This window comes from Paraburkholderia sp. SIMBA_030 (genome assembly GCF_046535245.1).
GTDB lineage: Bacteria > Pseudomonadota > Gammaproteobacteria > Burkholderiales > Burkholderiaceae > Paraburkholderia.
In genome coordinates this window covers 40446-62987 of sequence record NZ_JAWRXB010000004.1, presented here as the reverse complement: position 1 = coordinate 62987, position 22542 = coordinate 40446, and the positions used below count along the sequence as shown (strand labels likewise).

Genomic DNA, 22542 nt, shown 5'->3' with positions numbered 1-22542 from the left:
GATCGTCTGACGAACATGATGCAATCGTTTTAGGAGCAGCAAAATGGCGGTAACCCCTGAAAACACGTCACGCGGCACGCCGCCCGACGATCTCGCGGCGTCTGCGGCGGAGGGCATGCTCGGTCCCAATCCGTTTGTCGGGCTGCGCCCGTGCGACATCCTGGCCACTGCACAGCAGATCGGCGCCCAGGCGTTGCGGCAACCGGCGCTGGTCGCCGAACAGGAAGCGGCGCTGGCCCGCGAGCTGATTGCCGTGCTGTCCGGCAGCGCGGAGTGCACGCTGCCGCAGGGCGACAAGCGCTTCGGCGATCCGGCGTGGCAGGACAACGCGTGGTACCGCATGACGCTGCAAGGCTATGTGGCGTGGCGCGATGCCTTGAACGGGTTCGTCGCCCGCTCGGCACTGGAGCCGAAAAGCAAGGAGCGCGCGCAGTTCGTGATGTCGCTTTTCACGGACGCGTTGGCGCCGACGAATACGCTGCTCGGCAATCCGGCGGCGCTCAAGAAGATCGTCGAGTCGGGCGGCGCGAGCCTGCTTGGCGGGTTCAGGAACTTCATAATGGACCTGCTGAAGAACCAGGGCATGCCCGAGCAGGTCGACCGCACGGCATTCGAAGTCGGCAAGAATCTCGGCACGTCGCCGGGTACGGTGGTATTTCGCAGTGAGGTGCTTGAGCTGATCCAGTACGCGCCGGCCACGGAGCAGGTGTACGGCCGCCCGCAACTGATCGTGCCGCCCCAGATCAACAAGTTCTACGTGTTCGACATGTCGGAAGGCAAGAGCATCGTCAACTACCTGGTGAAGAACGAGTTCCAGGTGTTCGTCGTGAGTTGGCGCAATCCCACCGCCGCGCAGCGCGACTGGGACATGGATACCTACGTCACCGCGCTCATTGAAGCGATCGCGGCGGTACGTGACATCACCGGCAGCGACGATGTGAATCTGCACGGCGCCTGCTCCGGCGCGATGACGATTTCGGCGCTGCTCGGGCACCTCGCGAGCCGCGGTGAAAAGACCGTCAACGCCGCCACGCTGATGGTCGCCGTGCTGGACAACACCGAACAGTCGCAACTCGGCCTCTTCGCGACGCCGGAAGCGATCGCGGCGGCCAAGCAGAGCAGCACCGCGCGGGGCGTGCTCGCCGGCGAGGAGATGGGCCGCGTGTTTGCGTGGCTGCGCCCCAACGACCTGGTGTGGAGCTACTGGGTCAACAACTACCTGCTGGGCAAGACCCCGCCTGCTTTCGACATCCTCTACTGGAACAACGACACGACCCGATTGCCTGCGAAGCTGCACGGACAACTGCTCGATATTTTCACGGGCAACCTGTTCTGCAAGCCGCGCGCGCTGACGGTGCTGGATACGCCGATCGACCTGGCCGAGGTGACCTGCGACAAGTACGTGGTGGCCGGCATCACGGATCACATCACACCGTGGAAGGGCGTGTACAACTCGGCGCGGACTTTCGGCGGCAATACGCGCTTTGTGCTGAGTTCGAGCGGCCATATTCAAAGCCTGATCAACCCGCCGGGCAATCCGAAGGCGAAGTTCTTCGTCAATCCGGACCCGGCGCTGCCGGCCAGTGCCGACGCGTGGCTCGCTGCCGCGCAGCCCGAAAAGGACTCGTGGTGGAATAACTGGCGAGACTGGCTGGCCGCCCGTTCAGGCGAGCGCCGGGCCGCGCCGGCGTCGCCCGGCAACGAGCGATATGCGTCGCTCGCCCAGGCGCCCGGCACCTACGTGATGCAAGCGTGACGTACCCCTCTTGGGCCGTGTAGTCGCCTCACCGCATCACGGCATCACCGCATCACGGCCCGCATTTTTTCAACGCAGTCTTTTGGAGTCTTGACCATGGAATCAACCAATCCCAACAGCCTTTTCACTGAATACACGAAGATGATCGGGCAATTCAAGCTGCCGGGCATCGACGTTGCCGCGCTTCTGGAGTCGCGCCGCAAGGACATCGACGCCCTGGCGCAGGCCAACACGACCGCGCTCGCCGGCATGCAATCGCTCGCGAACCGGCAGACGGAGATTCTGCACACGACGATGACCGAGCTGCAGTCGCTCGTCACGCGCCTGACCGCGTCAGGCGGCAAGCCAGCCGCGAATACCGGCGAAGTAGTTCAACAGGCGTTGCACAAGGCGCTGGTGGACATGCAGGAACTCGCGGACACGGCATACCGGGCCCAATCCGACAGTTTCGCGGTGGTGACGAAGCGTGTCGCTGAGCACGTCGAAGAGTTGAAGGCGCTGCTGCAACCCAGGAAGTAACGTTGCATCGCAATGCGAAACACCGATGCCGCCGAGGCAGCGGCGGTCCGACGTGTCGTGTCATGTCACGTCATGAGGTCTTCCGGATGAGAAAAAATGACTATTCACCCCCAGTCTGCCACCACCCTGCAGATCCAGACCGTCGATCTGGACGGGCAGGTGCTGCGCGTTGCGATCCGGCATGGCAGTGACGCTGCGCCGCCATTGTTGATCTTCAACGGCATCGGCGCGAATCTCGAACTGGTGGAACCGTTCGTGACCGCGCTGGAGGATGTGAGCGTGATCATCTTCGACATTCCCGGCGTCGGCGGTTCGCCCGCGCCGGTCGTGCCGTATCGCTTCTCGACGCTGTCCGTGCTGACCGAGAAGCTGTTGACGCGGCTGGGTTATAACGGACCCGTCGACGTGCTCGGCGTGTCGTGGGGCGGCGCGCTCGCGCAGCAATTCGCGCATCTGTATCCGGGGCGCTGCCGCCGGCTGATTCTGGCGGCAACTTCGCCAGGCGTCGTGATGGTGCCGGCGAAGCTCTCGGTGTTGTCGAAGTTGATCGGACCGCGGCGCTATACCGATCCGGCCTACCTGCAACAGGTCGGGGCGGAGATATATGGCGGCGCCTACCGGCGCGATCCTGCGCTGCTGAAGGAACATAGCCGCCACATTCAGGCGCCGCGCGGCCGTGGCTATCTGTATCAACTGCTGGCCGCCACGGGCTGGAGCAGCTTGCCCTGGCTCGGTGGCTTGCGCCAGAGAACGCTCGTCATGCACGGCAGCGACGATCCTATCGTGCCCCTGACCAACGCGAAGATTCTCGCGGCCCGCATCCGCGACGCGACGCTCTACGTGATCGACGACGGACACCTGTTTCTGATCACACGTGCGAAAGACGTCGCGCCTGTCGTGCGCAGGTTCCTTCGGCAGGAGGCGGTTTGAGGTTCCTGACTGATGGCAGCGAGCGGCTCCAACGCGCGGCAGCCGCTGTACCGGAGGACCACAAGGCAATTCGCCTGACACGCATGAGACGAACGGCGACCTGCCTGCTTGCGGTCATGATCGCGCTGCTGCTCGTTTGCATTCCGTTGCAGGCCCGGTATTCGTGGCTTGCCTGGCTGCGGGCGTTTGCGGAGGCCGGCACGGTCGGCGCGATAGCAGACTGGTACGCGGTGGTCGCGTTGTTCCGGCATCCGTTCGGCTTGCCGATCCCGCATACGGCGATCATTGCGCACAGGCAGCAACGCATCGCCGAGAGTCTCGGCAACTTCATCGAAGAAAATTTTTTGACGCCGGAGCTCATCATCAGCCGCCTGAACGGCCATAACGCCGCGCATGCGCTGGCCGGCTGGCTGGCCGAGCCGGCGAACAGCCGGGCCATTGCCGATGTGGTGGCCGACTCGCTGCCGGGATTGCTGGGCGGCATCGACGACGCGGAGGTGGAGCGATTCTTCGACCAGGTGGTGATTCCGCAACTGCGCATGCTCGACGTGTCACGGGCGGCCGGCGGCATCCTGAAAGTCCTGACCGAGGGTGACCGGCATCAGCCGCTGCTCGATCGCGGACTCGGCGCACTGGAGACGTGGCTCAAGGCCAACGTCGATCTGATCAAGGCGAAATTCAGCGCGGCGTCGAGATTTACGCCTGCGCCGCTCGACGCCTATATCGTCAACCGATTCGTCGAGGGCATCGTTGCGCTGCTTCATGAAGTCGCTGCGAGTCCGGATCATGAGCTGCGCCGTCAGTTCGACGAGGCCGTGCGGGATCTGATCGTTCAATTGCAGACCTCAGCCGTTCATCGCCGCCTGGGCAGATCGTTGCTGCGCGATTGCATTCGGCATGCCAGGAAAGGCGAATACTGTCGTGTGCTTCTGGATCACGCCCGCGCGAGCGTGGCAGCCGACCTCGAACGCGAGCATTCGGTTCTACGCGAGGTGGCCGCGAGTGCGCTGGCTTCGCTCGGTAGAAGCGTAAGGAGCGAGCCAGCCATTCAAGGCAAGCTGAACGCATGGTGGCTGGAACTCGCGCGGTCGCTCGTGGTGCGCTACCGGCGCCAGTTATCGTCACTGATCACCGAAGTCGTGAAGAGTTGGGACGCGCAAGAAGTCAGCCGGAAGATCGAGGCGGAGATCGGCCGCGACCTGCAATACATCCGGATCAACGGCACATTCGTCGGCGGCCTGATTGGCGTGGTGCTCCATGCGGCCACGCTGGCCGTCGCGCGGTGAAGTGCGCTGAAGTGCGAACTAGTGCTGCCCAACGAGGCCAAGCGACTGCGCGCGCGCAACGGCCTGAGCGCGCTTTTCGACGGCTAGCTTCACGAAGATGCTCTTCACATGGGACTTGACGGTTTCAGGCGCAATCCCGAGGGCGCGGGCGATTTCCTTGTTCGACTGTCCCTGGGCGATCAACTCGACGACCTTGCACTCTCTTGCGCTCAGCGCCTCGCGCTCGGGCCTGGTGTCGGGCTGGTACAGCGCACGCCAGCCGTCGAGCAGACGATCGATATATGCGCTCGTCTCCTTCGTTTGCGCCGTGCCACGCATATCGTCGCGAACGGCCAGCAGCAACGGGCCGATTTCCACGCCCTGATCGAGAATGGACCGATAGATGCCCGCGGGCGCGGCGGCGCTCAGCACTTCACGAAAGATGTCGAGTGCCCGGCCGCGCTGGTCCGCGCCGAGCCATGCGAGCGCGAGCACGGTCCGCAAGCGTAACGCGAGGTAATCGCCATGCCGGCGTTCGACGCTGCGCAGCGCGCCGTTCAGCGTCTCGACCGCATCCTGCGGGCGGCCCTGCGCCATCGCCACAAAGGCCGACGCAAGCGCGCGATAGGTCTCGATCTCCGGTGAGACGGACTGCACAGGTGCGCGAGTGGAGGCTGCCAGCCGATCGAGTTGCGCGACGCACGCGGCAGCTTCCGCGATCCTCCCTTCCGCGAGATATAGCCGGGTGCGCTCGGCGAGAGCGGCGGCGCTCAGCCGGTCCCACCGGCGCGCGTAGCCCAGGACCTGAGCCTGGTCGAGCAGGGTATAGGCTTGCGCAAGGTTCGCGCGCGCGATCGCGATCCGGATGAGCAGACGATAGGCGATCAGGACGCTATCCAGCATGACCGCGACATCGACCACCGGCATCAGGTCGATGACCAGCGCTTCGGCTTCGTCGAGCCGGCCTTGTTCGTAGCGGATATGGCCGATCATCGGCGCGCATAACGCGACGCAGATGGACTGCGGGCCCGCATGATGTTCGGCGAGCCGCATCGACTCCGTGAAATACCGCTCGGCCAGCGCGAAGTGCATCTGCTGCATTTCCGCATGGCCAAGCAGGCAAAGCCGGTAAACCGAAGAAAACACGTTGCGCTTGTCTTCTTCGATCGAATAGGGAATCCAGGGCGTTGCGTACAGTGCTTCGAGGTTGCCCGCTTTCCAGTGGCCAAAGCGCACCACGTTCGATACCACGTTAGTGGTCCAGATATCCGTCGACGGCTGGTCGAGGCAGGCCTGTGCAAGCACGAGCGCGCGTTGCGGATCGTCCTGCAGTGCGGTCAGGACCGAACGGATCGCCTGGGATTCCCAATGGATGCTTTCGGCGTCGGCGCTCGTGCTGGTGGCGGCGTCGTGCGCGATCGAATCCAGCATCGCCAGCGCGTCATCAAAACGCATCGCCAGCGCCATGCCCCAGGCGATCGCCAGTGTGACTTTCACTTGCGCCCGCATCAGATGCGCAGGGAACTGGCGTTGCCAGCCAAGCAATGTAAGCAGATCACCTTTGGTGACGAGCGCCATCGCGCACTGGCCCATCAAGGCGATGGCGTCTTCCGTGGCGCCTGCGGCGATGGCGTGCCTGACAGCGTCGGTCCACAACTCCTGCGCGGCATACCACTGGCTCGCACGGCGATGCAAAGCCGGCACTTCGTCGCGGTACTGCGTCTCCAGCCGCAGGCGCAGGTACTCGCCCATCAGATGGTGATAGCGGAACCAGTGTCCTTCCTGATCCATCGGATCGAGCAGCAACTGGCGTGCAGCGATCGCCTCCAGCAGGCTCTGGCTCGCCTCGACACCGGTGAGCGCCTCGCACAGCGGCGCTGTCAGCCGGTCCAGTATCGACGTGCGGAGCATGAACTCGACGGTCTCGACGGGCAGGCGCCTGATCATGTCTTCCAGATAAGCAGCGAACGGCCGGGAAGCGCCGGACGGCGCGCTCAATTCCCAACCTGGTTTGCACTGTTCGCGCGACAGCACGGAGGTGGAAATGCGCAGCGCCGCGGCCCAGCCTTCAGTGCCTGCGAAGAGCGATTTGACGCCGGAAGCACGCAGTTTTCCTGGGCATTCGTGTTCGACAAAGCTGCGGGTTTCGTCGAAGTTGAAGCGCAGCGCCGGTCCGTCGATTTCCAGCAGATCGTTGCGGGCGCGCAGCCGGCCGAGCGGCAGTGCAGGGTCCGTGCGGGTGCAGATCACCACGTGGACATGTGAAGGCAGGTTGGCGATGAAAAACGACATGGCATCGTGAATCGCCGCGAGGCTGATCAGGTGATAGTCGTCGAGGAAGAGATAGACCTCGTCGTCGACATCGACGAGTTCGTTGATGAGCGTCGACACGACGGAGTGCGCGGGAACGAGCGAGGCCTCGGCCGTCAAACCGATCGCCGCAGCGCCGACGTTGCCGCAGGCATGCCGCAACGCTTGCGCGACGTGATGGAGAAAGCGCGCAGGTTCGTCATCCTCAGTATCGAGCGATAGCCACGCGAGCTGGGCGCCGGCCGCCCGCAGCCGGTCGAGCCAGGTGAGCGCAAGCGAAGTCTTGCCGAAGCCGGCGGGCGCCTTGATCACCGTCAGCCGCTTGCTGTCGGCCTGCTCGACCAGATCGTTGAGCCGGGGACGATCGATCAGGCCCGTGGGCAACCGTGGCGGAAAAACCTTCGTGGCGAGAAGGAAAGGTGGCTTCTGTGACGGTATCGCTTCAATGACATGCATTGGCTGCTGCTCCGGGCATTCGGGTTGACCCTGGCTGCCATCCCCCGTCCATGCAATCGCGCTCCCCTATACGGGGGATGTTGCACGGCGCCGCGCGGGGACACCATGGATTCCACAGAAATCATACGCCCAACCACCTCGAAGGAGGAGACATGTCCACTGCAACGAATCGCATTGCATCGCACAAACTCGGTCCGCTCGGCGCGCAACCGGAACTCTCCGAGATGAACCAGATGGTCCAGCAGAGCGTGCATCGCTACGCCGAGGAAGTCATGCGCCCGATCGGCGTCAAGCTCGATCGCATGACACCCGGGGAGGTGATTGCGCAAGGCTCGCCTTATTGGGAGGCACGCGAAAAGTTTGTCGGGCTCGGTTTCGGCGTCGACGGACTGTTCGAGCTCGAACCCGCCGAACGGGCGATGACGATGAGCATCCTGTTCGAAGAGCTCGGCTGGGGCGATGCGGGACTCGCCATCACCTACGGTGCAGGCTTGCTGCCCGCACTGATGAGCGCGATGTCCGGCAACGCGTTCTGCCGTGCGCTCGCCCCGGATGAGAAGCTCGGCTGCTGGGCCATCACGGAACCCGATCACGGCTCCGACATGCTCGACGTGAACGGCATGATCTTTCATCCGCAGGGCACATACGGCCGGCCCAACTGCGTGGCGACGCTGCGCGGCGACGAGGTGATCATCAACGGGCAGAAGTCGGCGTGGGTGTCGAACGGTATCGCCGCCGACGTGTGCATTCTCTATTGCGCGGCAGACCGCGGTAACGGCGCCGACACGAAACGCGGCGTGGTGGTGATCGTGCCGCTCGACGCCAAAGGGGTCTCGCGCGGCAAGCCGCTCGACAAGATCGGCCAGCGCGCGCTCAATCAGGGCGAACTGTTCTTCGAGAACGTCACGTTGTCGAAGGAGCACCTCCTCGCCGGCCCGGACCAGTACGTCGACGCGGTCTACGCGATCCACACGTTTGCCAACGCGATCATGGCCACCGTTTTTACCGGTACCGCGCGCGCCGCGTTCGAACTCGCGCTCGCTTATGCGCATGAACGCAAGCAGGGTGGTTTGCCGATCATTCGCCATCAGTCGGTCGCATCACGGCTCTTTCACATGTTCCGCAAGGTGGAGGCCGCCCGTGCGCTCGCGCAGCGTGTCGTGCACCACAACTTCACGGCGGCTCAGCCCTCGCTGCACGCGGCAATGACCGCGAAGGTCACTGCGACCCAGACCGCGTTCGAAGTCGCCAACGACGCGCTGCAGATCTTCTGCGGCAACGGGCTTACACGCGAGTATCCGATCGAAAAGATCTGGCGCGACGCACGCGCTTCGATGATCGAGGACGGCTGCAACGAAGTGCTCGCGATCAAGGGCGGCTACTACCTGATCGATCCCGAGCTGCTTTGAACGGCACGCTCGCGCAATCCGATGACAACCTGAAGGAGACGACGAAATGGCAACGACATACGAAGTGGTCCTCTATGGAGCGAGTGGCTACACGGGCAAGCTCACGGCATGGAAGCTCGCCGAGCGCGGCATTCCGTTCATTGCCGCCGGGCGCAGCAAGGAGCGGCTGGAAGAAGAGCTGGCGAAGGTGCCCGAACTCGCTGGACATGACTATCGATGCGTGGCGGCTCCGCACGAAACAGGCGCGCTCACCGAGTTCTTCAAGGGCAAGAAGGTGGTGATCAACATCGTCGGGCCATTCATGCAGCTCGGGCGCCCGGTCGTCGAGGCAAGCCTCGCGGCCGGTTGCCATTACTTCGACACCACTGGCGAGACCGACTGGATGTCCCTGCTGAAACGCGCGTATGGCGAGGCCTTCGCTGCCCGTGATCTGGCGCTGTGCCCCGGCAATTCATACATGTGGACTGAAGGCAATCTCGCGGCGGAGATCGCACTGGAAACGCCGGGTATCGACACGCTCGACGTGCTCTATCTCGGCGACTCCGAAGTGAGCGTCGCCTCGACGATGTCGTTTCTGCGGATGTGCACGCAGCCGCAGTTCTACCTGCGCAACAGGCAACTGGTGCAGTGGCCGTGGGCGACGCCGTATCAGGTTCATGTGCCGGGCGAGCACGTGCTGCTGAACGCGTTGCCATGGAGCGGCGGCGGCGAGCCGATCTGGTACCAGGACGATCCGCGCGTGCGCAATTGCCAGACGCTCGTGTCGTTCAGGAATCGGGAGCGTTTTCTCGCGGTGGCAGGTCTGCTGAAGAAGTTCGAGCAAGAGTGCCGGCACCTCGATCCCGCCAAACAGGAAGAGGTTACCAATGAGTGGGGCAAGGCCGTGACGCAGGTCGAGCCTCCGCGCGAAAACCCGGATGTGAATCGCTGCACGCTGTCGTGTCAGGGGCGAGGCAATACCAATTCGGTCAGTGTGATTCTGCGTGGCAATTCGCCCTATGCGCAAACCGGCGTGCTCGGTGCGGAGGCGGTGCGGCGCGTGTTGCGCGGGCAGTTGCACGCAACCGGTTTCGTTTCGCCGGCGAAGGCGTTCGGCGCACGAAATCTGGTCGCCGCACAGGCCGAGGAAGGCTATCTCGCCTACGAAGTAAAGAGCGTTTGACGACGAATCAAACGGCTCGCGTCAGCAGCTTGTGGCTTGCGGCGCGCGCCTCCTGGCGGTGGAGAATCGAAATGGGCAACGAAGTGTATATCGCGGGCGTCGGCATGACGCCCTTCGGCAAGCATCTGGAAACCAGCGTGAAGCAGCTCACGCGCACGGCAGTGGAAGATGCGCTCGCCGACGCAGGCTGTGACAAAGCGCAGTTGCAGGGCGCGTTTTTCGGCAATTCCACGCAGGGCCACATGGAAGGCCAGCACATGATTCGCGGCCAGCTTGCGCTGCGGGCAATGGGTATCGACCAGGTCGCGGTAATCAACGTCGAGAACGCCTGCGCGAGCGCCAGCACCGCGTTTCACCTCGCGGTGAACTACGTGAAAGCCGGTGCTGCCGACATCGTGCTCGCGGTGGGCGCCGAGAAGATGTTTTCCACGGACAAGGCGCGCACCTTCAGCGCCTTCGACGGCGCGTGGGACGTGCACGACACCGAGAACGGCAAGCGCCGGCTGCTCGACATGGGCGAGGGCATCGAGCCGCCCGCAGGCAGCGTCTCGACGAAACCGTACAGCGTGTTCATGGATATCTATGCGTCCATGGGCCGCATGCACATGCGCGAATTCGGCACCACCCAGCGGCAGTTTGCCGCCGTGTCCGCCAAGAACCACGGACATTCGATTCACAACCCGCTCGCGCAGTACCGGCAGGCTTACTCGATCGAAGAGATTCTCGCCGCACCGCCGATCACCTATCCGCTCACGTTGCCGATGTGTTCGCCCGTCAGCGATGGCGCGGCCGCGGCGATCGTGTGCAGCGAGGCAGGCCTCGCGCTGTTGGGTGGGCGGCGCTCGCGCGCCATTCGCGTGCTGGCATCCGTGCTGCAAACGGGCAGCGACCGGCCGGCCTCGGCGCTCGACCGGCATCTGGTCCGGTTGGGCTCGTTGCGCGCTTATGAGCAGGCAGGCGTCGCGCCGCAGGATGTCTCGGTTGCCGAGGTGCATGACGCGACGGCGATCGGCGAAATCATCCAGTCCGAAGTGCTTGGACTGTGCGAGCCGGGCATGGGCGGGGTGGCCGCGGAACGCGGCGAGACCACGATAGGCGGCCGGATTCCGATCAATCCGTCGGGCGGCCTCGAATCGAAGGGCCACCCGATCGGTGCGACAGGACTCGGTCAGCTCTACGAACTGGTAACCCAGTTGCGCAGTGAAGCAGGCGCACGCCAGGTCGAGGGCGCGCGTATCGCGATCGCGGAGAACGGCGGCGGACTGTGCGGCGTGGAAGAGGCCGTTGCCAGCATCACGATTCTCGGACGTTGAGGCTGCATCGTTAAGCCGCGCGTGAAGCCGCGACAGATTCTGCGCACGCGCAACACCGAACCGTATCTGCAAGGAGAGAGGGCGCCATGAGCACCATACCCGAAACCACGTTGGCAGCGTTGCTCGTCAACCGCGTCGAGAGTATGCCGGATCTCGACGTGCTGACCATCGAAGGCGCCGGCGTGCGCCCCGATGAGGTGCGCACCTACCGGCAGCTGTGGGAGAACGGCCAACGGCTCGCACAGGTGCTGATCGATCAGGGCCTGCAACCCGGCGAGCACTTCGCGCTGCTGATGGCCAATCACGCGGAGTTTATCGACGCAATGGTCGCGGCGTCGATTTCGGGCACGGTGTTCGTGCCGATCGATCCGCGTGCGCGGGGCGAGAAGCTTGCCTTCATGCTCGACAGCGCGGGCTGCCGCGGCGTCATCGCCGCGGACTATGCGCTCGATAACCTGCTTGCCGTACGCGCTTCGCTCTCACAACTGTCCTGGGTGATCGGGCTCGAAACGCACGAGGATGCGAAGCCGCTCAGCGATTTCCCCGGCGTGCTGTCGTACCGCGCATTGCTGCCGGAACAGGTGCCCGGGTTACCCATCGTGGCCCGCGATCCAGACAGCGCGATGCAGTTGATCTTCACCTCCGGCACCACCGGCGATCCGAAGGGCATTGTCATGACGCACCGCCGCTATTGCGGGACCTCGGCGGCGGTGTCGGCACTGTTTGGCTACGTTCCCGGCGACCGGCCGTATTCGGGACTGTCGCTGACGCATGCCAATGCGCAGATCGTGACGCTGGGCGCCTCGCTCACCGCCGGCATGCGCGCCGTGCTGTCGCGCCGCTTTACGAAGTCGCGTCTGTGGGACATCACCCGCAAATACCGCTGTACGACATTCACGCTGCTCGGCGGGATGACCACGGCGGTTTACAGCGAGCCGAACAAGCCCGATGACGCGGATAACCCCGTGCGTTTCGTGATATCCGCGGGGATGCCCGCAGCGATCTGGACGGCGTTCGAGCAGCGCTTCGGTGTCCAGATCGTCGAGTTCTACGGCGCGGCGGAAGGCGGGTTCACGGTCAAGCCGCTCGGCATCGGTCCGGTCGGCAGCATCGGCAAGCCGGCGCCGATTCTCAGGCACCGCATTGTCGACGACGACGGTAACGACTGCGCACCCGGCGTGCCCGGCGAACTGCTGTTCCGTCCGGCGGACGGCTCGCCGTTCAAGGTCGAATACTTCGGCAACCCGGAAGCATCGTCGAAGAAGTGCCGGGACGGCTGGCTGTACATGGGGGACGTTGTGCGTGAGGACGAGAACGGCTGGCTCTTCTTCGAATACCGCAAGGGTGGCGGCATTCGCCACAACGGCGAGTTCATCAACCCGGCGCCGATCGAGAAAGTGATCGCCGAATCGGGCCTTGTCGAGGATGTCTACGTGTACGGCGTGAAGGCCGCCTCAGGCGCGCCCGGCGAGAAGGATGTGGTCGCGGCGGTGGTGCCCAAGGACGCAGCCCGTTTCGACCCGCAACAGATATTCCGCGCGTGCCGCGCGAAGCTGGAAGCGAATTCGGTCATCTCCTGGTTGCAGGTGGTGCCCGAGATACCGAAGACCGCATCGGAAAAGCCGCTTGAACGCTACCTGGTCGACAGGTTCGATGGTCAGCCCAACAGCGTGTTCGCCGCGATGCCATGACGGTGCGGTGAACGCTATGCAATATTCAAATGGAGTAGGCAATGAAAGTACTTGTTCCTGTCAAACGCGTGGTCGACGCGAATGTGAGGGTTCGCGTGAAGGCCGACGGCAGCGCTGTCGACATCGCCAACGTGAAGCTCTCGATGAACCCATTCGACGAAATCAGTGTTGAAGAGGCCGTGCGCTTGAAGGAGGCCGGCGTGGTGACCGAGGTGATCGCGGTTTCGTGTGGCGTGGAGGCGTGCCAGGAAACGCTGCGCACCGCGATGGCGACGGGTGCTGACCGCGCCATTCTTGTCAGCACGGACGTGCAATTGCAGCCGCTAGCGGTCGCGAAGCTGCTGAAGGCGCTCGTGGACAAGGAGCACCCGCAGCTGGTGTTGCTCGGCAAGCAGGCGATCGACGACGACTCGAACCAGGTCGGCCAGATGCTCGCGGCACTGCTCGGCTGGCCGCAGGCAACGTTCGCCTCGAAGGTCGCCATTGAAGCGGGCAAGGCCACGGTCACGCGCGAAATCGACGGCGGCCTCGAAACGATCGAAGTCGATCTGCCGGCGGTCGTTACGGCTGATCTCCGGCTGAACACGCCGCGCTACGCCACGCTGCCCAACATCATGAAGGCGAAAAAGAAGCCGCTGGATGTCGTGACGCCGGATGCGCTCGGTGTCGACGTCAAGCCGCGTCTCACCACGCTCGCGCTCGCGGAGCCCGCCAAACGCGAGGCAGGCATTCGCGTCGCCGATGCCGCCGAACTGGTCGACAAGCTGAATAACGTCGCACACGTCATCTAACATGCAAGGGGAGAACCATGCCCGTACTCGTTATTGCTGAGCACGACAATCAAGTGCTCAAGACCGCGACGCTGAATGCCGTCACCGCCGCCGCCCGATTCGGCGACGACATTCATGTTCTCGTGGCCGGCTCGCACAACGCGGCCGTCGCCGAACAGGCGGCCCGCATTGCGGGCGTTACGCGGGTTCGACTCGCCGACGCCGCGCACTACGGCCACGCGCTGGCCGAGAACCTCGCGGCGCTCGTCGTGAAGATCGCCGCAGACTACAGCCACGTGATCGCACCGGCCACCACCACCGCGAAGAACGTGATGCCACGTGTGGCCGCGCTGCTCGACGTGGCGCAGATATCCGAGATCGTTGCAGTCGAATCCGGCGATACGTTCGTGCGCCCCATCTACGCGGGCAACGTGCTGGCGACGGTGCGAAGCGCCGACCCGATCAAGGTGATTACCGTTCGAACCACGGCCTTCGCGGCCGCACCCGCGCAAGGGGGCGCCGCCACGATCGAAGCGTTGGAGGCCGCCGCTGACGTGCCAGGCTCGCGCTTCGTGAGTCACCAGCTCACCCGTTCCGAGCGTCCGGAACTGACGTCCGCGCAACGCGTGATCTCCGGCGGCCGCGGCATGGGTTCCGGCGAAAACTTCGCGCTTATCGATGAGATTGCCAACAAGCTCGGCGCGGCGGTCGGCGCATCGCGCGCCGCGGTCGATGCGGGCTTCGCGCCCAACGATTATCAGGTGGGCCAGACCGGCAAGGTCATTGCCCCGCAACTGTATATCGCGGTGGGCATCTCCGGCGCGATCCAGCATCTGGCCGGGATGAAGGACTCGAAGGTGATCGTCGCGATCAATAAGGACGAGGAGGCGCCGATTTTTCAGGTCGCCGATTACTGGATCGTGGGCGACCTCTTCAAGGTATTGCCGGAGTTGTCTCGCGAACTGGACAAGTTGCAACAGGGTTGATGCGGGAGCACATGATGAGCACTTATATTGCGCCGTTGCGCGACATGCGTTTTGTGATGACGGAACTGGCGGAGCTCGGCGAATTGTCCGCGCTGCCAGGCTACGAGGAAGCAACCCCGGAACTTGCCGAGGCGGTACTCGAGGAGGCCGCAAAGCTTGCGACTGAAGTGCTTGCGCCGCTCAACAAACCGGGCGACGAACAGGGCGCGCGACTGACGCCTGATGGCGTGTTGGCCGCCGATGGTTTCGCGGCTGCGTACCGGCAATTCGTCGCCGGAGGCTGGAGCGGCCTCAGCGGTGACCCCGAGTTTGGTGGGCAGGGCCTGCCCGAACTCGTGCAGGCGGCGACCGTGGAGATGTGGAATTCGTCCAACATGGCGTTCGCCCTGTGTCCGCTGTTGACCGCCGGCGCCACCGAGGCGTTGCGGCAGCACGGTTCGGACGAGTTGAAAGCACGTTATCTGGCGAGGATGGTCAGCGGCGAGTGGACCGGCACGATGAACCTGACGGAGCCGCAAGCCGGTTCGGATCTCGCCGCCGTGCGTACGAAAGCCGTGCCTGACGGAGATCACTATCGCCTCCATGGCCAGAAGATCTTCATCACGTGGGGCGATCACGACATGACGGACAACGTGATTCACCTCGTGCTGGCGCGCACGCCTGACGCGCCCGAAGGCGTGCGCGGCATCTCGCTGTTCCTCGTGCCGAAGTTTCTCCTCAACGCCGATGGCTCGCCGGGCTCGCGCAACGACGTGCACTGCGTGTCGCTCGAACACAAACTCGGTATTCACGCGAGTCCGACCTGTGTGATGAGCTTCGGCGACCGGGGTGGCGCGATCGGCTATCTCGTCGGGCAGGAGAACAAGGGCCTCGCGCACATGTTCACGATGATGAACGAAGCGCGTCAGAAGGTCGGGATACAAGGACTGGCGATGGCCGAGCGGGCATATCAGCAGGCTCGGGACTATGCGCGGGAGCGGGTTCAGGGACGTCTCGCGACGAGCAAATCCGGTAACGCCGTTGCCATCGTTCATCACCCGGATGTGCGGCGGATGTTGATGACGATGAAGGCGCAGAGCGAAGCGATGCGCGCGTTCGCGTACGTGATGGCGGCCGACATGGATCGCGCGCACCGGCATCCGGATGCCGCCGAACGCGCGCGTCGCCAGGCGCGCGTCGATCTTCTGATTCCGGTTCTGAAGGGATGGTGCACCGAACTGGGCGTCGAAGTGGCCTCGCTGGGCGTACAGGTGCATGGCGGGATGGGTTACATCGAGGAAACGGGCGCCTGCCAGTTCCTGCGTGACGCACGGATCGCAACGATCTACGAAGGCACGACGGGCATTCAGGCCGCGGACCTGGTGGGCCGCAAGCTCGCGTCGGATCAGGGCGCGGCGATGCGTGAGCTGATCGCGGAGATGCGTGACACTGCGCTGGCGCTGGAACGAAGCGCGGACAGGCAGCTTGCCGCGATTGGCACCAGCGTGGCCGCGAGCGTTCAGTCGCTCGAGGAAGCTACCGGCTGGATGTTGCGCGAACTGACGAGTCAGGTCGATGAAGCGCTCGCCAGTTCGGTCGACTATCTGATGCTCACCGGCTATGTATGCGGCGGATGGCAAATGGCGCGTGCGGCTTTGGTCGTGTCCAGGAAAAGTGCGACCGGTGGAGACCCGGACCCGGACTTCCATCAGGCAAAGCTCGCCACCGCGCGATTCTACGCAGACAAAATCCTGCCTAAAGCCAGCGGTCTTCTGGACGCAATCCGGACCGGCTCATCGGGCGCAACGCAAGTCGCGATCGAGCAACTTTAATTGCGCAGTATAGACGGCTTGCGAAAACCACAAACGCATCAATTCGGCATGCGAAATAATGAGGGGGCAGAGATGAAACGGATCGTGTATCTTGCCTTGATACCAGCGGCGATAGGTGGCAGCGCAATGGCGCAGAGCGCCGGCAGCCTCGTGACCAGCGCGGGTGGGGCGTGGCTCGACTTTGGTCCGTCGTCTGCAACGGCATTGCAGAGTACTTCTGCAGCGGGCACGTTTACCTCGACGGGAACGGCTGGACAGATTCACAATACGTTCACCGCCGAGCTTTCGCTGACCTACTTCATCACGGACAACATCGCTGTCGATCTGGCGACCGGCGTGCCGCCCAAACTCAAGCTCTATGCGCAGGGCACGGCGGCCCCGCTCGGCCCAGGCGGGCCGGGTCTCCCTCTCGGCAACCTGCAACCGCTCGCCACCACGAGAGCGTGGCCGCCGATTCTCTTCCTGAAGTACTACTTCGGCGCGGCGCAAACCAGGCTGCGTCCTTTCATCGGCGTGGGCGTCAATTACACGTGGTACTCGCATATCGAACTCAATTCGACCTTCAACGGCGCGTTGCAGCAGTTTGCGGGACCAGGCGGCCATGTCAATGCATCGCTCAGCCCGTCGTGGAATCCCGCTTTCAATGCTGGCGTCTCTTACAACATCAGCAAGAACTGGTACGCCACTGCGTCGGCGACTTACCTGCCGCTCAAGACAAACGCGACGATCAGCGCCGTTGCCGCCAACGGGCAAGCGGTGCTGACCAACAAGACGCATATCACGGCCAATCCGTGGATTACCTTTGTCGGAATCGGCTATCGTTTCTAGTCGGAATCTTCTGGCTGTCGAAGACCACGGATCCCCCCGGTTGCGCAGCCAGCCGGCGGCTCGCGTAGAGCAGCACGCGCTTCGAAAGATCGTACTCGCAGGCCGCGCTGAACTGGTCGGCGTTGTCCCGACGCGTCCCGAAGCGCACGTCGCCGTGCCGCGTCAGACGCGCTGCGCCGCGCTCGATCGACCCGTTACTGCGGCAACGCGTAGGCGATCACGTAATCGCCGAACCTGGTGCCGAATGAACCGTGGCCGCCCGCGGCGATCACGACGTACTGACGGCCGTTGATGGAATAGCTCAGCGGCGTGGCCTGGCCGCCCGCAGGCAGGCGCGCGCGCCAGAGTTCCTGGCCGTTGTTCACGTCGAACGCGCGGATATAGTTGTCCGCCGTCGCGCCGATGAACGCGACGCCGCCCGCCGTCACGATCGGACCGCCCAGCATCGGCATGCCCATCTTGAACGGCAGCGGGAGCGGCGAGCTGTCGCGCACCGTGCCGATGCGCTTCTTCCACACGATCTCGTTTGTTTTCAGATCGATGGCCGACATATAGCCCCACGCCGGTTGCTTGCACGGCAGGCCGAACGGCGAGACGAACGGGTTCAGCGTCACGCCGTACGGCACGCCGTATTGCGGCTGGATGCCCGCTTCCGTGCCGCTTCCCTTCGCGCCGGGCTGCGGCTCCATCGGGTTGCCCGTGCCGCGCGGGATCAGGCGCGAGACGAACGGCAGCGCGATCGGGTTGGCGATAGCGAGCTGGCGGTCGGTGTCGAGCGCAATGCCGCCCCATTCGAACATGCCGAGGTTGCCCGGAAACACCAGCGTGCCCTGCAGCGACGGCGGCGTGAACGTGCCTTCGTACCGCAGCTTGTGGAACATGACACGGCATACGAGCTGGTCGTACATCGTCGCACCCCACATGTCGGCGTCGGTGAGCAGGTTCTTCGGGCGGAACGTGAGATCGGAGAATGGCTGCGTGGGCGAGACGTGGTCGCCGGGCGCGGCGCCTTGCGGCACCGGCATTTCGGGTGCGGGCACGACCGGCGCGCCGGTGCGGCGGTCGAGCACGAACAGGTTGCCGGTCTTGGCGGGCGCATACACGACCGGCACGGTCTTGCCGCCCTTGTCGGTGATGTCGGCGAGCGTGGGCTGCGACGGCTGGTCCATGTCCCACAGGTCGTGGTGCGCGGTCTGGTAGAACCAGGCCAGCGTGCCCGTCGACGCATGCAGCGCCAGCAGGCCGCTCGCATAGCGCTCCTGCTCAGGCGTGCGGTTGCCGCCCCAGATGTCCGGCGTCGTCACGCCCATCGGCAGATAGATGATGTCGAGCTTCGCGTCGTAGGCGGAGGGCGCCCACGAGTTCGGCGAGTTGAGCGTGTAATGCTCGCCCGCACCGGGAATCCTGTTCGGGTCCCGCGCGCCCGGATCGAACACCCACAGCAGCTCGCCGGTGCGCACGTCGAAGCCGCGGATCACGCCCGAGGGCTCGCGCGTCGAGAAGTTGTCCTCGACCGCGCCCGCCACGATGATCACCTTGTTCGTGACGACCGGCGGCGAGGTCGGTTCGTACATGCCTGGCGTCGTGACCGGCTGTGCGTGCTGCAGGTCGAGGTCGCCGTTGTTGCCGAAGCCCGCGCAACGCTCGCCCGTCTGCGCGTCGAGCGCGTAGAGGTGGCCGTCGTTGACGGGCAGATAGATGCGGCGCGTACACGCGCCGTTGGCCGACGACGCCACTGTTGCTGCCGAGGCGGCGTCGCTCGCGGGCGTGGCGGCCTCTGCCGTCGCGGCGCCCGCCGAGAGATCGACATACGACACGCCGCGGCAGGTCACGTGCTGGAACGACGGATCGGGCTGCAGCTTCGGGTCGAACTTCCACTTCTGCTCGCCCGTCTTTGCATCGAGCGCGAACAGGATCTGGTGCGGCGAGCACAGATAGAGCAGATTGCCGATCTTGATCGGCGTGACTTCATTGGTGATCTCGACCGGATCATTCGGGCCTTTCATGTCGCCCGTGCGGAAGGTCCAGGCCACCTGCAGGTTCTTCACGTTTTCCGGCGTAATCTGCCGCAGCGGCGAATAGCGCGTGCCTTCCTGGGTGCGACCATAGGCGGGCCAGTCGGCGGGATCGATGCCGTTCGAGGTCGCCGCGGGCGTTCCGGCCGCTGCGCTCAGCGTGCCGTTGATCGTCTGCGGATCATTGAAGCTCGCGTAGACCAGCACGCCAGCCCAGATCACGAGCGCGCCGACAAGCGAGCTCACGCCGAGCTTGCGCGGCGCTTCGAGGCGCCAGCTCACGAGCAGCAGCCACACGCCGAACACGACGAGCACGCCGGAGCGCGGCGCGAGCGCCCAGAAATCGGGGCCCGACTCCCACAGCGCCCAGATCGCCGTGCCGACGAGCACGAGCGCGTAGAGCACGAGCGCCGCCGGACTGCGGCGGTACAGCAGCCAGGTCACGCCGAGCAGCACGACGCCGGTCACGACGTAATACGCCGATCCGCCGAGCGAGAGCAGCCATGCGCCGCCTATCAGCAGATAGAGCGCGGTTAGCGCGGTGAACAGTAGTGTGATGACGCTGATGAAACCCGGCGATGTCGATTGTCTGGGCATGACGATCTCAACCTTCTTTTGAGGACGCCGCTCGCACCGCCTGTCACGCGATGCCCGCAGCGCAGGCACGCCGGCGCGAACGCCGGCGAGGCATCCGGCCGGCCCGGTGCGCTCGGGCATGCCGGAAATGCGGAAAAAAAGTCACGTCAGAACACGTGCATCATCCCGATGTATGCGCCGGTCTGCGATTCGCCGGCCATCGGGCTCGTCGGCGAACTCGAATCGCGCGGCGTCGCGAACACCGAGAAGGTGCCGTTCTTGCTGTTGTTCACGTACGCGACGGTGCCGTACAGGAACGTGCGCGCGCTCAGGTTGTAGGTGGTCCCGAGCGCATAGAGCATCGCATGGCTGCCCGGATCGTGCGAGACGTCGCCGCCGCCGTCGCCCACCCGGATGTAGAAGCCCGCCGCCGTCACGGCCCAGCGCGGCGTGGCCTGATAGGTGGCGCCAAGCCAGTAGTGGTCGGCGCTGTCGGCCACGCCCGCGGGCGAATCGGGCGCCGCGTAGTGCGTGTACGCGGCCTGGATCTTGAACTTCTGCACGCGCACGTTCGCGCCCAGGAAGTACTCGCGCGAGGCCGTGAAGACGTTGGAGAAGCGACCGTTCGAATCGCGCAGCTCGTCGTAGATGCCGCGCAGATCGAAGAGCGGCGAGTGATAGCTGAGCATGATGCCGTCCGAGCGGCCGAAATCGCCTTCGGCGCCGTTGTTGAAGCCGCTCGCCTGGTTGCCGAACGCGTACTGCGCCTGCACGTCGAGGCCGCGCCAGACGGGGCTGTGATATTCGACGTTGTTGCTCGTCTGCTGCCAGTTGCGCCCGCGCACGAGCGAGGCCGACGAAACCGCCTGCTGCACGAACGGATCGAACTCCCACACGCCGTCACTGTCGATGAAGAGATTGCGGCCCGCCTGCAGCTGGCCCCACGTCTCATTCTTCAAGCCGACGTACGCGCGGCGCGAGAACATCTTGCCGCCGCCCGTCGTGCCGTTCATGATCTGCAGCGCGGTTTCGAGGTCGAACAGCGCGCTGGTGCCGCCTCCCAGGTCCTCGGTCCCCTTGAAGCCGAGCATGCTCGTGCCCCAGTCGCCGCCTTCCGCGCTCCAGCGGCTCGAGCTGCCGCCCGTGCCGTTGGCGATGTGATTCAGGTACTCGACACCACCGTCGACGCGGCCATACAGCGTCACGCTCGACTGTGCCGATGCGGCAGTGCTGGCTGCGAGCAGCACGAATGCGCCCAGTTGATATTTCACGTCAGCTCCCAGGTGGACTCTTCTTTCGTTGTCCGCATCGTCCCCAGTCCTGCGCAAACGGGGCGATTCACCGCAGGCGTGCTCCGCGCGGCGCCCGGCGGCAACGCATGATTCAATGCGGACCGGCCGAGCGCATGGCGCCTGGCAAATATAGCGCGTCACGCGCACTGTGACTAGGCTATACAGGAGTTGGACCAGGCTGAACGCGAATTTCTATCGTAAGCCTCGCAGTCATAAAGCCCATTGTTTTCATAAATGCGGTGCGCGGTTCCCAGAGTATTCAGTCGTATCGGGTTGCAAATGACGGCGCCGTCGAGCGCCAATCGCCTCGCTGGGCTGATTACAGATTCATGTAATAGCCGTCCTTCGCCCCGCCAACTACCATCAAAAATCTCGCGCTTCGGTACGCAGTTAGTGCGTTGGCGCCGACCGCCGGTTTTCCGATCCTTTCGCGATGATCGACGGGCGCGCTACCCCGCGGTACACAGTCGCGCCCGACAGTCAGTCTCTCTTCCAACGGCAGTGACACAAAAGGACGCACCATGACTGTGCCCCAAATCAGTGGAGCAAATGTTTCCGCGGACGCGACCCGCTCCGGCCGATTGTTTTTCCTCGAACTGAGCGGCGGCCGCATTCACTCGACAAACCCCGACGGATCCGATCGCAAGACGATCGTCACCGATTGCCGCCTCCCCGACGGAATCGTCGTGGAGGCGGATGCCGGTCATATCTATTGGACCAACATGGGTACGATCAGCCGCGATGATGGCTCAATCGAGCGCGCCGACCTCGACGGCAAAAACCGCGTGGTCATCGTCCCGCAAGGCGTCACGCATACACCCAAGCAGATTCATCTCGACAAGGCTGGCGGCAAGCTCTATTGGTGCGACCGCGAGGGCATGCGCGTGATGCGCGCCAACCTCGACGGCTCTCAAATCGAAACGCTGGTCGCGACCGGGCATGGCGACAAGGATCGGCTCGACCAGACCCGGTGGTGCGTCGGCATCACTGTCGATCCGAAGCTCGGGAAACTCTACTGGACGCAGAAAGGACCGGACAACGCCGGTCTGGGCCGCATCTTCCGCGCCAACGTCGACGTCCCGCAGGGCGAAGACCCGACAAACCGCTCCGACGTCGAGGTGCTGTTCGACCGGCTGCCAGAACCCATCGACCTCGAGCTCGACCTCGCGAACCGCGTCCTCTACTGGACCGACCGCGGCGATCCTCCGCTCGGCAATACCGTCAATCGCGCGCCGGTCGACGGAGCGGCGGCGCCTGAAATCATCGTTACGCACCTGATGGAGGGAATCGGCATCGCGCTTGACGTTCCCGGTAATCGGATGTTCGTCACGGACCTGGCCGGCTCCATCTATTGCGTCGATCTCGATGGAAAGAACCAGCGCAACTTCCTCTTCGCCCAAGGCAATCTCACCGGCATCGCCTATGCCGAAGTCTGACCAACGCATCGGAGAAG

At 64.2% G+C, this 22542-nt stretch carries 16 protein-coding genes; 13 read left to right on the top strand and 3 right to left on the bottom strand.

What is annotated here, in order from left to right; translation table 11 throughout:
• Positions 1 to 43: 43 nt before the first annotated feature.
• The 4 genes from SB772_RS07780 to SB772_RS07765 all read left to right on the top strand — a co-directional run bounded on the left by SB772_RS07780 (position 44) and on the right by SB772_RS07765 (position 4491).
• Positions 44 to 1756, top strand: a complete 1713-nt coding sequence (locus SB772_RS07780; RefSeq protein WP_410832695.1) for an alpha/beta fold hydrolase — start codon at positions 44 to 46, stop codon at positions 1754 to 1756.
• Between the two features lie 96 nt (positions 1757 to 1852).
• A complete protein-coding gene (locus SB772_RS07775; protein ID WP_410832694.1) occupies positions 1853 to 2275 on the top strand; it encodes a phasin family protein in 423 nt (140 codons plus the stop codon).
• A gap of 96 nt (positions 2276 to 2371) precedes the next feature.
• A complete protein-coding gene (phaZ, locus tag SB772_RS07770) occupies positions 2372 to 3205 on the top strand; it encodes a poly(3-hydroxyalkanoate) depolymerase (RefSeq protein WP_410832693.1) in 834 nt (277 codons plus the stop codon).
• Positions 3202 to 4491, top strand: a complete 1290-nt coding sequence (locus tag SB772_RS07765; RefSeq protein ID WP_410832692.1) for a DUF445 domain-containing protein — start codon at positions 3202 to 3204, stop codon at positions 4489 to 4491. Before phaZ ends, SB772_RS07765 begins: the two co-directional genes overlap by 4 nt.
• Positions 4492 to 4509: 18 nt before the next feature.
• On the opposite strand, the gene SB772_RS07760 is transcribed toward SB772_RS07765, so the two are convergent.
• Positions 4510 to 7236, bottom strand: coding sequence for a LuxR C-terminal-related transcriptional regulator (locus SB772_RS07760; RefSeq protein WP_410832691.1), 2727 nt, complete (start codon positions 7234 to 7236; stop codon positions 4510 to 4512).
• A gap of 152 nt (positions 7237 to 7388) precedes the next feature.
• Between SB772_RS07760 and SB772_RS07755 the strand changes: the two genes are divergently transcribed.
• The 8 genes from SB772_RS07755 (at position 7389) to SB772_RS07720 (ending at position 17206) form a co-directional block, all read left to right on the top strand.
• Positions 7389 to 8645, top strand: coding sequence for an acyl-CoA dehydrogenase family protein (locus tag SB772_RS07755; RefSeq protein WP_410832690.1), 1257 nt, complete (start codon positions 7389 to 7391; stop codon positions 8643 to 8645).
• Positions 8646 to 8691: 46 nt separating this feature from the next.
• Positions 8692 to 9807, top strand: coding sequence for a saccharopine dehydrogenase family protein (locus SB772_RS07750; protein WP_410832689.1), 1116 nt, complete (start codon positions 8692 to 8694; stop codon positions 9805 to 9807).
• Positions 9808 to 9878: 71 nt separating this feature from the next.
• Positions 9879 to 11120 carry a thiolase family protein gene (locus tag SB772_RS07745; RefSeq protein WP_410832688.1) on the top strand — a complete coding sequence of 414 codons (1242 nt, stop codon included), beginning with the start codon at positions 9879 to 9881 and terminating at the stop codon, positions 11118 to 11120.
• Between the two features lie 86 nt (positions 11121 to 11206).
• The gene (locus SB772_RS07740) at positions 11207 to 12811 is read left to right on the top strand and encodes an AMP-binding protein (protein WP_410832687.1); all 1605 of its coding nucleotides are present in this window, start codon (positions 11207 to 11209) and stop codon (positions 12809 to 12811) included.
• Positions 12812 to 12852: 41 nt separating this feature from the next.
• A complete protein-coding gene (locus SB772_RS07735) occupies positions 12853 to 13602 on the top strand; it encodes an electron transfer flavoprotein subunit beta/FixA family protein (RefSeq protein ID WP_410832686.1) in 750 nt (249 codons plus the stop codon).
• Between the two features lie 17 nt (positions 13603 to 13619).
• On the top strand, positions 13620 to 14567 hold the full coding sequence (locus SB772_RS07730) for an electron transfer flavoprotein subunit alpha/FixB family protein (protein WP_410832685.1): 948 nt from the start codon (positions 13620 to 13622) through the stop codon (positions 14565 to 14567).
• Between the two features lie 14 nt (positions 14568 to 14581).
• Positions 14582 to 16378: an acyl-CoA dehydrogenase C-terminal domain-containing protein gene (locus tag SB772_RS07725; protein WP_410832994.1), complete on the top strand. Its 1797-nt coding sequence runs from the start codon at positions 14582 to 14584 to the stop codon at positions 16376 to 16378.
• A gap of 72 nt (positions 16379 to 16450) precedes the next feature.
• Complete coding sequence (locus tag SB772_RS07720) at positions 16451 to 17206, top strand: OmpW/AlkL family protein (RefSeq protein ID WP_410832684.1); 756 nt, start codon at positions 16451 to 16453, stop codon at positions 17204 to 17206.
• 194 nt (positions 17207 to 17400) lie between these two features.
• Here SB772_RS07720 and SB772_RS07715 read toward each other — a convergent pair whose 3' ends face one another.
• Together SB772_RS07715 and SB772_RS07710 are read right to left on the bottom strand one after the other, a co-directional pair.
• Complete coding sequence (locus SB772_RS07715; protein WP_410832683.1) at positions 17401 to 19818, bottom strand: glucose/quinate/shikimate family membrane-bound PQQ-dependent dehydrogenase; 2418 nt, start codon at positions 19816 to 19818, stop codon at positions 17401 to 17403.
• Positions 19819 to 19964: 146 nt separating this feature from the next.
• A complete protein-coding gene (locus SB772_RS07710) occupies positions 19965 to 21068 on the bottom strand; it encodes a porin (protein WP_410832682.1) in 1104 nt (367 codons plus the stop codon).
• Positions 21069 to 21670: 602 nt separating this feature from the next.
• Here SB772_RS07710 and SB772_RS07705 point away from each other — a divergent pair.
• Positions 21671 to 22525 (top strand): 3-hydroxyacyl-CoA dehydrogenase, encoded by an 855-nt coding sequence (locus SB772_RS07705; protein WP_410832681.1) that lies wholly within the window; start codon positions 21671 to 21673, stop codon positions 22523 to 22525.
• Positions 22526 to 22542: the final 17 nt, after the last annotated feature.

Coding starts and splice junctions, on each gene's coding strand:
- SB772_RS07735 (WP_410832686.1), top strand. CDS start 12,853: ATGAAAGTACTTGTTCCTGTCAAACGCGTGGTCGACGCGAATGTGAGG.
- SB772_RS07740 (WP_410832687.1), top strand. CDS start 11,207: ATGAGCACCATACCCGAAACCACGTTGGCAGCGTTGCTCGTCAACCGC.
- SB772_RS07715 (WP_410832683.1), bottom strand. CDS start 19,818: ATGCCCAGACAATCGACATCGCCGGGTTTCATCAGCGTCATCACACTA.
- SB772_RS07725 (WP_410832994.1), top strand. CDS start 14,582: ATGAGCACTTATATTGCGCCGTTGCGCGACATGCGTTTTGTGATGACG.
- SB772_RS07720 (WP_410832684.1), top strand. CDS start 16,451: ATGAAACGGATCGTGTATCTTGCCTTGATACCAGCGGCGATAGGTGGC.
- phaZ (WP_410832693.1), top strand. CDS start 2,372: ATGACTATTCACCCCCAGTCTGCCACCACCCTGCAGATCCAGACCGTC.
- SB772_RS07775 (WP_410832694.1), top strand. CDS start 1,853: ATGGAATCAACCAATCCCAACAGCCTTTTCACTGAATACACGAAGATG.
- SB772_RS07755 (WP_410832690.1), top strand. CDS start 7,389: ATGTCCACTGCAACGAATCGCATTGCATCGCACAAACTCGGTCCGCTC.
- SB772_RS07760 (WP_410832691.1), bottom strand. CDS start 7,236: ATGCATGTCATTGAAGCGATACCGTCACAGAAGCCACCTTTCCTTCTC.
- SB772_RS07780 (WP_410832695.1), top strand. CDS start 44: ATGGCGGTAACCCCTGAAAACACGTCACGCGGCACGCCGCCCGACGAT.
- SB772_RS07730 (WP_410832685.1), top strand. CDS start 13,620: ATGCCCGTACTCGTTATTGCTGAGCACGACAATCAAGTGCTCAAGACC.
- SB772_RS07750 (WP_410832689.1), top strand. CDS start 8,692: ATGGCAACGACATACGAAGTGGTCCTCTATGGAGCGAGTGGCTACACG.
- SB772_RS07745 (WP_410832688.1), top strand. CDS start 9,879: ATGGGCAACGAAGTGTATATCGCGGGCGTCGGCATGACGCCCTTCGGC.